Below are 12,678 nucleotides of genomic sequence, written 5' to 3'. Positions count from 1 at the left end.
TACAATAATCTAATGGACGTATCATATCGATTCTGCTAATTCTAATGCCTTGCGTAAAGCGGCGATTTTGTTATTGACTTCCTGTAATTCTTTTTCAGGATCGGATTCCAGAACGATTCCTGCACCTGCCTGATAATGAAGTATATTATTCTTGCTGAGGAAGGAGCGTATCATAATAGCATGGTTAAAATCCCCATTAAACCCCATAAAACCAATTGCTCCGGAATAAAACGAACGTTGTAATCCTTCGTAACGGTCAATCAGTGTTAAAGCCATGTGTTTAGGAGCTCCTGAAAGTGTACCAGCCGGATAGGTGTCACCTACAACATCAAATGGGTTGGTGTCTTCCTTGAGCTTTCCTGATACTTTGGAAACTAAATGGATGATATGAGAATAATACTGAGCCTCTTTGTAGGATTTCACCTGTACATTTGTGCAATGGCGACTTAAGTCATTGCGAGCTAAATCTACTAACATGACGTGTTCGGCAGATTCCTTGGGATCATTTTTCAATTCTTCAGCAATCTTTTCATCAAGATCCATATCACCTGTTCTTTTGAATGTTCCGGCAATGGGATAAATTGTTGCTTCGCCTTTCTTTATGGTCAATTGGGCTTCTGGAGAAGAACCGAAAAGTCTGAAACTGCCATAGTCGAAATAGAACAGATATGGTGAAGGGTTGATGGAGCGTAGCGCGCGATATACATTGAACTCATCGCCTAGAAAAGGTGTCGCGAAAGCTCTTGAAGGTACAATCTGGAAAACATCACCTCGCTGAATGTGCTCTTTCATTTTGCTCACTAACTCCTTAAAAGCCTCATCGGTCATATTGGATGATTCTTCTCCTGTAGTTTCAAAATGATATTCGGGGAAATTTTTGTTCTGAATAAGGTATTGCAGTTGTTCAATTTTTGACTCTTGCCCATCCAAAAGATTTTCAAAGATATGTAGCTGGTTGCGGAAATGGTCAATAGCAATCACATAACGGTACACATGGTATTGCATGTGGGGAATATCCCTGTTAGGGGAGGGCGGTGTGATTAATTTGATGTCTTCAAAATGTTCAATACTATCAAAAGTAAAGTAGCCGAACAACCCGGAAGATGCTACGGCAAACTGTTCTTGCTGTTCTTGTTGGAATAGTCGTCTGAAGGCAGAGACTTCTTCTCGCAGATTGATATCTTCACTATTTTTGTAGATTGTCGCTTCGTTGGGAAGCTGTATGCTCAGTTGGTTATTTGTTAGAGATATACCTGCAATTGGCTCGCAGCAGATATAGCTAATGTTGTTGTCGCGGCTGTGGTACTCCGAGCTTTCTAATAATAGACTGTTGGGGAAAGAATCACGTAACCGAAGATAAATGCTGACCGGTGTTGTTGTATCGGCCAATATCTGTTTGTGCGTGGTATTTAATTTAATCATTTTTCTTTTGTCGTTTAATTGTTAAACGGTTAATCACTCTCTGCTTTATGTTTGTTGTCTTTTCAAAAAAGGAAAAAGCCCGACGAATATCCGTCGGGCTGCTTTTCACTGTGGTTTTGGTTGATTATGAAATATCTTCATTACATGCCAAATCAGTCCCCGACGCAATATGCTTCAGGCCACCACCAATTTGTATGTAAATTTCTTGCTGTCATGTTAACGCTACAAATTTATAATATTTTTTTGTTTGTCAAACTTTTTTTGATAAAAAAGCAAAAAATATTGTTTTTTCTTAGGAGGAAAGGAATAGGAGGGTTGTGCTACCTCCGAAGTTTCTTCAACTTCGGAAGTCTTTATTGGTAAAAATGTCCTATTTTTAAATCGAAATAGAAAAGTATGGATATACTACAGAAATTGCCTGCACTAAGCCCTAAACAAAAAATGATAACCTTAATTGTTGGGGGGGTGTTTTTAGCTTTACTATTGATAGGGCTGGTTATAGGCTTATCTGTTCGCGGGCGTATGTTGGCAGATGCTATGGCTAAGGTAGAGCGTATTCTACCGGAACGATACGGCATTGATTTCAAGGTGAAAAATTATCGCTTCACAGGTTTAACGACGGTTACATTTGACCACATCGAAGTATTGCCGAAAGAACGGGAGAAGTTGGCGGATATAGAAAAAATGTCAGTTTCTGTAAGATTATGGGCCTTGTTGTTCGGTGATGTTAAAATCGGGAACTTAGGATTAAAGAATGCTAAAGTATCACTGGTGAAACAGGATAGTATAAGTAATTATGATTTCCTGTTCCGTAAAAAAGAACAGGATACTATTAAGCAAGAGAAAGAAGATAAGACACAGAATTACGCGGCATTGATTGATGGACTGGTTAAGCAGGTGTTTTTTAAGATACCGCGGGATATGGAGCTGGAGAACTTTGAGATGTCCTATCGAGATGATAGTGTTCAGCAACGAATTCGTTTGCCCCAAGCTGTAATTGATGGTGGAGATTTTGAAATAGCGCTGTTCTTAAATGATAATGATGCCCAGTGGAATTTGGAGGGACGGGTGAATCCGGACAAGCAGGAGCTTCGAGTAGAGCTGTCCTCTGAAAAAGAGAATACAGAATTGCCTCTGCTTCGTCGTAAATTCGGCTTAGGGGTAAGTTTTGATAAGGTGATGTTTGAACTGAAGAAGGTGAAGCGTGAGCATAAAGATTCTTTAACCATGGCAGGGGGATGGGCATTCAAGAACCTGCGGGTAAAGCATCGACGTTTATCAGAAGATGAAATCGTGTTGCCAGAAGCAACGGGAGAAGGACAGGTTAATATTGGTAGTATAGGATTCGAGATAGACCCGAAAAGTAAAGTGCAGGTTAGGGATTTTATTTTCCAACCCCATGTGAAATTTATTCCGAAACCTGATAAGGTATTAAGCTTGTCAATACATACAGGGCAATTTGAAGCACAGAAGCTCTTTGATGCTATTCCAAAAGGGTTGTTTGAAACGGTGGAAGGTATTGAAGTGGAAGGAAGGATTGCTTATGACCTCGATTTTGAGGTGAATTTTGATAATCCCGATAAGCTTTCCTTTTCTTCAAAAATAGATGATAAAGAATTGAAGGTGAAAAAATGGGGGAAAGCTGATATAGCAGCATTAAATACCACATTTACTTATGAAGCTTATGAGGATACTTTATTGATGCGCCAGATAATTCTAGGCTCGCAGAATCCAAAATTTACTCCGTTGAACCAGATCTCTTCTATCATGAAAAAGACTTTGCTCAATACGGAGGATCCTTATTTTTATGAGCATAATGGTTTTGAAGAAGAGGCGTTTAAGCTCTCGATAGCTACAAATATCAAAGAAAAGGCATTTAAACGAGGGGCCAGCACTATTTCGATGCAGTTGGTTAAAAATCTGTATTTGAACAGAAATAAAACCATGATGCGGAAGTTTGAAGAGATATTACTGGTATGGCTTATGGAAGCTTCCAAGCAAGTTCCCAAGGATCGACTGCTTGAGGTATATCTCAATGTCATCGAATGGGGACGGAATGTGTACGGTATTCATGAGGCTGCATCTTATTATTTTGGTAAAACACCGTCCACTTTAAATATTGGCGAAAGCCTTTATCTGTCCAGTATTGTCCCTCGGCCAAAAACCGGACTATCCTCATTTGATTATACTGGGCATCTCAAGCCTTGGGCACAGCGTCATTTTAACACGTACGGTTATATTATGAACAAACGAGGGCAGCTTCAAGACGAAGAAGTACCTGCAAATTATGGTTTTTACCAAGTTGTGTTGCAGCCCAATTTACGTCCACCACGGCCTAAAGGCGTTGTAGATACCACTTTCAGTGAGATAGATTCGAATCAGGAAGCAATCATGAAGGAACTGGAAATGGAAGAGCGCACGCGAAGGAACCTGTTGGAAAAATTATTTGGAAAACAGCCAGAGAAAGAAGATAACGAGAAAGAATGAGACAGATAGAAATAGATGGATTAACGTTTGAACGTTTCATAGATTATGAGCAGATTCAGAAGCGTATTAGACTAATTGGGATAGATATCAGTATGAAATATGAGGGAAAGAATCCTGTCTTTGTGGGTGTGCTGAACGGCTGTTTTATGTTTATGGCTGACCTAATGAAGGAAATTCATATCCCTTGTGAGCTTTCTTTTGTGAAGTTAGCTTCCTATCAGGGTACGGAACAGTCACAGATTAATCAGCTGTTTGGCGTAGGGATAGACCTTACAGGACGTGATGTAGTGATTGTGGAAGATATTGTAGACTCTGGTAATTCCTTGAAACATACTATAGCTGCCTTGGAAGAGTTAAATGTGGCGAGTATAGCTGTATGTGCCCTTCTTTTGAAACCGGACTGCCTGCAATATGAGTTTGATAACATTATGTACGTGGGCTTTGAGATTGATAAGGAATTTGTCGTGGGTTACGGATTGGACTATAAGGGACAGTGTCGTAATCTGGCGGATATTTATAAACATAAATAATTATTTTCGCCACGGACCTAATCTCGTGGCAAAAATAATTATTTAAAACTACAGCTGTCTAAATGATCATTGACCATGCCTACAGCTTGCATATACGCATAGCAGATGGTCGTGCCAAAGAATTTCATACCTCTTTTTTTCAAATCTTTAGCAATAGCATCGGATTCCTTGGTATGGGTGACTGCATCCGAAAGGCTCTTCAAGTTGTTTACTATGGGCTGGCTGTTCGGTATAAAACTATATAGGTAATTACAAAACGAGCCGAACTCTTCTTGAATCCGCATAAAGATTTGGGCATTGCTTATCGTGGCTTCAATCTTTCCGCGATGGCGGATAATGTCTGGATTTTGTACTAATTCTTCTATCTTTTCAGGAGTAAATGCAGCTACTTGTTTATAGTCAAAATCAGCGAATGCCTTTCGATATCCTTCCCGTCTTCTTAAAATGGTGATCCAGCTTAATCCAGCTTGAGCAGATTCCAATACCAAAAACTCAAACAGAACTTTTTCATCTGTTACGACTTTTCCCCATTCTTCATCGTGGTAACGGGTGTATAACTCATCGTTGCCGCACCACGGACAGCGTTCAATTTCGGGCGGCGTTACCTTTTCTTTTTTTACCATGCTAAATTATTCTAACTTTACGGCAAAGTAAGGATTTTTTAGAATTAATGGTATTCGTCAGGCAGATTATTATAGGCTTCTTACTCTTTTTTGGAGTTGGATTTAGCCATGGACAGGAGGAGGTTTTGCAGACCGTTTCTGTTGATAGTGCCACTGCCGTATCGGTAGATACCTTTAATTATGTATTACCTCCTGAGGATAGGCCTCATCAGATGTTACAGCTTTTGTTGAATGAATTGGAAGCTGAAAGTGTCAGTACACCTGCATTTCTCCAAACTATGCTCGAGAAGGGAAAGATGAAAGGGAAGGAAGCTAATGAAGGGAGGGTAAAATCAGAACGCCCGCAATGGGTACTCTTTAGTGTCTTTCTCTTGTTTTTATCCATCGCTATTATCAAACTGATCTTTCCTGGTGATTTTACCATGATTGTGCAGGCTTATTATCAAGAGCGCACCTTGCAACAGGTGAGTAAAGAAGACAATATGTTGACTTCTTGGCCTTATATTTTTCTCTATTTGATTTTTAGTTTGGCTTTAGGCTTATTCATTGTGCTCATAGAGTCTGCTTTCGTTCGCTACGATGTGTTGAATTTAGAAAACTACCTACGGACTTCAATTATTGTAGCGGCATTATTTATTTTAAAAATAGTTTTCATTCGATTTCTATCTTTTGTGTTTGAGATTGAACGTCTTGTGCGCGAATATATTACGGTTTTGTATTTAGTGTACTTTAACAGTATGTTATTTTTAATGCCGTTTTTACTGATGATTGTTTTTGTACCCACCGCCTATTTTAATATTATATTAATTTTATTTAGTGTCATTGTAACTATCTTGTTTGCTTACAGGTTTTTCCGTACCGCTCTGCGACTTTTTGGGACTGTGCGATTTTCACTTGTTTATTTAATTCTGTATCTTTGTGCACTCGAAGTCGCGCCGATTTTGATTTTGATAAAAACTTTGAGTAAATAAAAAGTTGAATATGCAAGTAGATGTAGCCAGAGCAAAGAAGGTAAAAAGTATTTTAGTTACCTTACCCAAACCTGAGAACGACAAATCACCATACTTCACATTGGCGGAGAAATATAACCTTAAATTAGATTTTAGAGGCTTTATCCATGTGGAAGGCGTTTCAGCCAAAGATGTGCGTAAAGAAAAGATTAATTTTGCTGATTATTCGGCGGTTATTTTTACCAGTAAGAATGCTGTAGACCATTTTTTTCGGGTTTGTGAAGAAATGCGTTATGAGGTATCGGCAGATATGAAATATTTCTGTATTTCGGAGGCGATTGCGCTGTATCTTCAAAAATATATCCAATACCGTAAGCGCAAGATTTTCTTTGGAAAGCAGACGGCTAAAGACTTAGAGGAAGTGTTAAAAAAACACAGTAAAGAGAAGTTCTTGTTCCCATGTTCGGATGTAGCAAATGAAGAAACTCAGAAATGGTTACAGGATAATGGTTATGATTTTACACCAGCTGTGCTTTTCCGTACGGTTATAAGTGATATTAAAGATTTAGAAGATGTTTTCTACGACATCATAGTATTCTTTAGTCCTTCGAGTGTACAATCATTGTATGAGAATTTTCCCGACTTTAAGCAAAACAATACCCGCGTTGCAGCATTTGGAACAACTACTCAACAAGAATTGTTAAAGCATGGTTTGACGTTGGATATTCCCGCACCGACGCCAGAAGCACCAAGTATGACCATGGCTGTAGAGCAATATATCAAACAGGTGAATAAATAGTCCGTTCAGATATTTCTATAAAAAAGGCAACACGATAAGTTGCCTTTTTTTATGGACAGCTGTTTTTAAAATGTTAAATGTTGTTAAAATGTAGCGAATGTTCGACTTTTTTAGGCTTTTTCAAATGAGTTTTTCTCAATATATGAGGGAATGCAGTTAATTTTATGCACTTTTAATTTAGGTAAGTAGAGTTGTGTTACACAATTCTTTGTTTATATTTATGCCTTATAATGGGGTTTGGGATTATTGAAAGACATACACGCATATATGAAATGTAAGTTTTACTACTTTTTAGGGTTATTTTCTTTATGTCTAATAGCACTATCATCCTGTAAGGGACCAAGCAATTCAGGAGAATTGGTTGGCGTCAGGTTGAATAAACTGAAAGCGAACAAAGCACCACATGGTATGGTCCTTATTCCGGGAGGAACTTTTATTATGGGCCAGTCGGATGAAGATATTACCTATGCGCAGATTGCACAGAACAGACAAGTAACTATCGCACCTTTTTACATGGATGATACCGAAATATCCAATAGTGAATATCGTCAGTTCGTGCATTGGGTGCGTGATTCCATTCTAATCTATAATTTCTTAGGAGATGACAATTACTTTGTAGATGCTGGAAATGGAGAACGTTATATCGACTGGAAAAAAGTAAACAGCAGTTCGCCATGGAAATCGAAGGATGAAAATGCTAAGGAACGCCTTTCCAGTATGTTCTATCAAGGTGAAGATCGTATTTTTGGTAAGAATGAATTGGACGTTCGTCTGTTAAGATACCATTACGAATGGTACGATTTGCGATCCGCTACTGCTGCTAAAAATGATCCTACAAAATCCCGTTCAGATTTCATTATGCGCGATACTATGTTAATCTACCCAGATACGACGGTATGGCTCAATGACTTCAGTTATGCACAAAATGAACCTATGGTAGAAGGATATTTCTCTCACCCTTCGTTTGATGATTATCCCGTAGTAGGTGTAACTTGGCGTCAGGCACAGGCTTTCAATACCTGGAGAACAAGACTTTATAACAATGTGGCTAACAGCACAGGTAAGATAGAGCGTATGCCTTATCAATTGCCTTCGGAAGCTGAATGGGAGTATGCCGCTCGTGGGGGGAAAGTGGGAATGCAATACCCTTGGGGAGGTCCGTCCGCTCGTAATGCGAAAGGTTGTCTAATGGCAAATTTTAAACCCGGTCGTGGAAATTACATTGATGATGGAGCAGCCTACACAGCACCCGTATATTCTTATTGGCCAAATGATTTTGGGCTTTACAATATGGCTGGGAATGTGGCAGAGTGGACACAATCCAGCTTCAATGAGTCGGCGAACTCGTTTGTGCACGACATGAATCCAACTTACACCTACAACGCGAAGTCATCCGATCACGAGACGTTGAAGCGTAAAGTAGTAAGAGGAGGATCATGGAAGGATGTCGGCTATTTCCTTCAGAACGGGGCTCGTCAATACGAGTATCAGGATACGTCAAAATCTTATATCGGTTTCCGTTCCGTAACGCGTTACGCAGGGGTTTCCATGTAGTAATATCAAAGTAAACAACAATAAAAAATAACAAAGCACAGCGATGGCAAAGAAAACAAAATTCAAATTTGGGATTAATACACTCATCAACTGGGGAGCAACGGTTGTTATTATCGGTTTGATGTTCAAAATTTTACACCTCAAAGGTGGTGAATGGATGATTGGTGTAGGTTTGGCTGTTGAAGCCCTGCTTTTCTTTATTATGGGCTTTATGCAGGCGGAACAAGAGCCAGATTGGACAAGAGTTTATCCGGAGTTGGATGAAGATTATAACGGTGAACTACCAACTCGTTCAGTTCGTGCTGTAGCACAACCCGTAGCGACAGGAAACACCGCTGCACTTGACAAGCTTTTGCAGGATGCAAAGATTGATGAAAATTTAATAGGTAATCTTGGCGATGGATTACGTACGTTCAGCGATAAAGTTGCTTCTATTTCCAAAGTTGCGGATACCGCTGTTGCAACCAACCAGTTTGCCGATAAATTGAATGCAGCGTCTACAGGCGCAGCGCAATTGAGTAATGCGTTTGAGCGTGCAGCTTCCGATTTGCAGACATTTAATGAATCTGCCGCGGATATGCAACAGTTCAAGGAGCAAGTAAGTACTTTCAATAAAAATTTATCGTCGTTAAATGCCATTTATGGCAATATGTTGTCGGCAATGAACACGAATCGCTCTTAATGTATTTTAATCTTTTAAGGTAGTATTTGAGAAAATTACATTATGGCAGGAAAAAAAGAGACACCAAGACAGCGGATGATAGGCATCCTTTATTTAGTGCTACTAGGCTTGGTAGCATTGAATGTAAGTGATTCTATTCTGGATGCTTTCAAGAATTTGGGGAATAGTTTAAATACCTCAACTCAAAATACCCAAGCCGGTATTGACAATATGTTCTTGGCGTTCCGAGAAACAAAGCTGAAAGAGAACCCAGAGCGTGCACAACCTATTCTGCAAAAAGCAGAACAAGCCCAAGCTTTGGTACAGCAACTTACCTCAAAAGTAGGTGAGCTAACTACGCTTTTGGAAGGTGAAGGCGGAGGATTAGATGAAGAGACTGGAGATGTGAAATACAGAAGCTCTACAGATATATCTGCACGTTTGATGATTAATGAAGGGCGAGCAAAAGAGTTACGGGAAGTGATTACCAAAACAAAGGCTGAACTTCTGACATTGACAAACAATGAGATCAATTTAACATTAGAAGCAGAAGATCCTGCTCCTCGTGGAGGTATCAAGAAAACTTGGGAACAGGCTAACTTTGGTGATGGGATTCCACTTACTGCTGCGATTACGGCATTAGAGAAAATAAATGCGGATGCGAAAAATGCAGAGTCGGCAGTTGTGAAGCATATCTTTGGAAAAATGGATCAGGCAGTAGTTAACTTAGACCAGTTTGCTGCGGTTGCGGTTGCGCCAACTTCTTATCTGATTCAAGGACAACCATACACGGCCAAAGTGTTTTTAACGGCTTATGATTCTAAGTCTACACCACAAATTACGGTTGGTGGTAGCAGTTTACCGGTAACAAATGGGCAAGGTGTTTACCAAGTCAATACAGGTACACCGGGTGTATACACGTGGCAAGGGACTATCCGTGTGCAACAAACGGACGGTACAGTCAAAACCTACCAAACAGAGCCGATGACTTATCAAGTGGCTAAACCATCTGCGGTGGTTTCACCAGATGCGATGAATGTGTTATATATTGGTGTGGATAACCCTATTTCGGTATCTGCTCCGGGAATTCCAAGTGAAAACTTGTCCGTTAGCGGTTCCGGTGTATCCATTAACAAGTCTGGTAATCGTTATGTTGCTCGTGTTAGTAATACGGGAGAGGCTACGATTACAGTGTCCGCTAACATTGATGGTAAAACACAAAATATAGGTAGTTCTAAGTTTCGTGTGAAACGTATACCTAAACCTACAGCACGTGTCGCAGGTAAGGTGGGTGGAACTATTTCAGCTGCACAATTGAAAGGACAGAATGTTGTTTCAGCGGCTTTGGATAACTTTGAATTTGATGCAAAGTTCAATATCAGTCGCTTTAACATGTACATTGCGAAACCTCGTGTAGATCCTATTGGTCCTTATCAAGCTTCTGGGGCATCGTTTTCGGCACAGATGAAAACGGGCTTAAGCGCAATCACGCCAGGTACTGTTGTGATGATCTACGATATTGTGGGAGTTGGGCCGGATGGAGTGGCACAAAACTTGGATCCTATTACGTTCCGGGTGACGAATTAACAATAAAGATTGAGGTGAAATGAAAAAGATTTTATTTTCTATTTTGGTTTTAACGACTTCTGTTGCCGCTATAGCACAGCAACAGAACCTTTCCAATAGTACAAAACCCATTCATGCTGAAGAACCTCCAGTTGACGGTTATACGGTGAAAACAGATATCGAAAACCGCAAGGTTGTTCCGTATGCAAATATCCGGCAGACCGATGTCGCTTATCAAAAGCGGGTATGGAGAGAAATTGATTTACGGGAAAAATTGAATAAGGCATTTGCTTCACCAAAATCACGTTTGATAGATATTCTAATCAATGCGGTCATGAATGGTGAGTTGACAGCTTACGACCCTACACCGTCGGAAAATGACCCGAATGGAGATAGTTTTAAAAATGTCCTACCAACAGATCAAGTAATGGCTCGTTTTGGTGGAGATAGCGTCCTGGTCGAAGAATACAACGAAAACAATGAAGTTATTTCTTCTCGATACGAATCCCGTACATTCAGTGGAGAAAATATCGTAAAATTCCGTATTAAAGAAGATTGGATATTCGATAAGCAGCGTTCGGTTTTTGAACCGCGTATTATCGGTATTGCTCCTTTGATTACTCCGCAGATTCCTGGTATGGAAAGTACTGCAGGAATGAATACTAGTGGAGATGCTGGTTATGATCCATTTGACCCTTTTGCAGTGCAGCCAGAGCAACAGGAAGTCACCAATAGTGATGTCGCCCTGCCTGTACAGGATAATTCATTTACTCCACAGGTAGATCCTACGCCTGCGTTTTGGATTTATTTTCCGGAGGCACGCCATATTCTGGTGAATAAAGAGGTCGTTAATCGTAATAACGATGCCACAGGGCTTAGTTACGATGATGTGTTTATCAAACGTATGTTCGCCAGCTATATCGTAAAAGAATCGAACCCAGAGGATCTTCGTATCAAAGATTATATTGCTAATGATGTGGAGCGTCTTTATGAGTCAGAACGTATCAAGAAAACGCTGATGGATTGGGAGCAGGACTTGTGGTCCTACTAATTACACGAATATGACTTTTGTCATATTAATGATAGGATATTTCTATTAAACTTGTAGATGTCTTTTGCTATCTAAATATAGCGTGGCAGATATGGATTTAATAGGAATATTTTTTTTTAAGTTTGTAAGTAGTTTTTAAAACGGAAAACTTGTGAAACTAAAACCAGTAAATAGTATATCAGGTATCTCTTCAAAGGATTTTGTAAGAGATTACTTAAATAAAAGCCAGCCTGTCATCATCAAGGACTTTATCAGTAAGGATAGTGCTTGTTGGCAAAAGTGGAGTTATGACTATTTCAAGGAAATAGCCGGAAATGAGCAAATCGATGTCTATGGTCGGGAAGAAGAGTCGCAGAATCATGCGGCTAGCCCACCTATAGGGCGTATGAGCTTTGGGCAATATCTGGATAAGATAAGCGCGGAACCTACTGAACTGCGTCTGTTTCTGTTCAATTTGCTTAAAATCAGACCTGAACTTAAGAAAGATGTCATTTATAATGATGTAACAGGGGGGAAGGTTCTACAAGGGTTGCCCTTCATGTTCTTTGGAGGCGAAGGTTCGGCTACGCGGAATCACTTTGATATCGACATGTCCCACGTTTTTATCTCGCAATTTCAAGGCAAAAAACGCATTTGGCTGTTCCCTAACGATCAGTCGGATTTGATGTATAAGTTGCCTTATAACTTCCATAGTATAGCCAATCTTAAAACAAGCAGTGTAGAGGAATATCCGGCATTAAAATACTTGGACGGATATGAAGCGGTGATTGGACCTGGTGATACTTGTTATATGCCTGCGGGTTGGTGGCATTATATCCAATATGAAACAGAAGGCTATTCTATTTCTGTACGTGCTTTGGCTAATTCTTTTGGAGAAAAACTCAAGGGTGCACGTAACTTATTTATCACTCGCCACTTTGACGATACAATGCGTAAAATATTTAAAAACAAATGGTTTAATTATAAAATAAATACTGCTAGAAAACGAGCAGACCGTGCGATGAGACGACGGAAATAAAAGTGCGTATAGAAAAG

At 39.8% G+C, this 12,678-nt stretch carries 11 protein-coding genes; 9 read left to right on the top strand and 2 right to left on the bottom strand.

The genetic code is table 11. From position 1 onward, the window contains the following. Nucleotides 1–21: 21 nt before the first annotated feature. Nucleotides 22–1,422 (bottom strand): anthranilate synthase component I family protein, encoded by a 1,401-nt coding sequence (locus tag BM375_RS05475; RefSeq protein ID WP_093364272.1) that lies wholly within the window; start codon nucleotides 1,420–1,422, stop codon nucleotides 22–24. 396 nt (nucleotides 1,423–1,818) lie between these two features. On the opposite strand from BM375_RS05475, the gene BM375_RS05470 reads away from it, so the two are divergent. Both BM375_RS05470 and BM375_RS05465 read left to right on the top strand, forming a co-directional pair. After that, on the top strand, nucleotides 1,819–3,909 hold the full coding sequence (locus BM375_RS05470; RefSeq protein ID WP_244525833.1) for a transglycosylase domain-containing protein: 2,091 nt from the start codon (nucleotides 1,819–1,821) through the stop codon (nucleotides 3,907–3,909). Further along, complete coding sequence (locus BM375_RS05465; protein WP_093364270.1) at nucleotides 3,906–4,439, top strand: phosphoribosyltransferase; 534 nt, start codon at nucleotides 3,906–3,908, stop codon at nucleotides 4,437–4,439. The genes BM375_RS05470 and BM375_RS05465 overlap by 4 nt, the downstream gene beginning before the upstream one ends. 38 nt (nucleotides 4,440–4,477) lie before the next feature. On the opposite strand, the gene BM375_RS05460 is transcribed toward BM375_RS05465, so the two are convergent. Continuing rightward, nucleotides 4,478–5,062, bottom strand: coding sequence for a DNA-3-methyladenine glycosylase I (locus tag BM375_RS05460; RefSeq protein ID WP_093364269.1), 585 nt, complete (start codon nucleotides 5,060–5,062; stop codon nucleotides 4,478–4,480). A 47-nt stretch (nucleotides 5,063–5,109) separates the two neighbouring features. Between BM375_RS05460 and BM375_RS05455 the strand changes: the two genes are divergently transcribed. The 7 genes from BM375_RS05455 (at nucleotide 5,110) to BM375_RS05425 (ending at nucleotide 12,661) form a co-directional block, all read left to right on the top strand. Then, nucleotides 5,110–6,033, top strand: coding sequence for a DUF4271 domain-containing protein (locus BM375_RS05455; RefSeq protein ID WP_093364267.1), 924 nt, complete (start codon nucleotides 5,110–5,112; stop codon nucleotides 6,031–6,033). Between the two features lie 10 nt (nucleotides 6,034–6,043). After that, the gene (locus BM375_RS05450) at nucleotides 6,044–6,811 is read left to right on the top strand and encodes a uroporphyrinogen-III synthase (protein WP_093364266.1); all 768 of its coding nucleotides are present in this window, start codon (nucleotides 6,044–6,046) and stop codon (nucleotides 6,809–6,811) included. 267 nt (nucleotides 6,812–7,078) lie between these two features. Continuing rightward, nucleotides 7,079–8,365: a T9SS ring complex lipoprotein PorK/GldK gene (gene porK, locus BM375_RS05445; protein ID WP_093364264.1), complete on the top strand. Its 1,287-nt coding sequence runs from the start codon at nucleotides 7,079–7,081 to the stop codon at nucleotides 8,363–8,365. A 43-nt stretch (nucleotides 8,366–8,408) separates the two neighbouring features. Then, nucleotides 8,409–9,047 carry a type IX secretion system motor protein PorL/GldL gene (porL, locus tag BM375_RS05440; RefSeq protein WP_093364263.1) on the top strand — a complete coding sequence of 213 codons (639 nt, stop codon included), beginning with the start codon at nucleotides 8,409–8,411 and terminating at the stop codon, nucleotides 9,045–9,047. A 42-nt stretch (nucleotides 9,048–9,089) separates the two neighbouring features. Further along, entirely contained in the window at nucleotides 9,090–10,613 is a 1,524-nt protein-coding gene (gene porM / locus BM375_RS05435) for a type IX secretion system motor protein PorM/GldM (protein ID WP_093364262.1), read from the top strand. A gap of 19 nt (nucleotides 10,614–10,632) precedes the next feature. Further along, complete coding sequence (gene porN, locus BM375_RS05430; RefSeq protein WP_093364260.1) at nucleotides 10,633–11,643, top strand: type IX secretion system ring subunit PorN/GldN; 1,011 nt, start codon at nucleotides 10,633–10,635, stop codon at nucleotides 11,641–11,643. Between the two features lie 151 nt (nucleotides 11,644–11,794). Beyond that, nucleotides 11,795–12,661 (top strand): cupin-like domain-containing protein, encoded by an 867-nt coding sequence (locus BM375_RS05425; RefSeq protein WP_093364259.1) that lies wholly within the window; start codon nucleotides 11,795–11,797, stop codon nucleotides 12,659–12,661. Nucleotides 12,662–12,678: the final 17 nt, after the last annotated feature.

This window comes from Sphingobacterium wenxiniae (assembly GCF_900116225.1).
GTDB lineage: Bacteria > Bacteroidota > Bacteroidia > Sphingobacteriales > Sphingobacteriaceae > Sphingobacterium > Sphingobacterium wenxiniae.
This window is presented reverse-complemented; position numbering and strand designations above follow the sequence as displayed.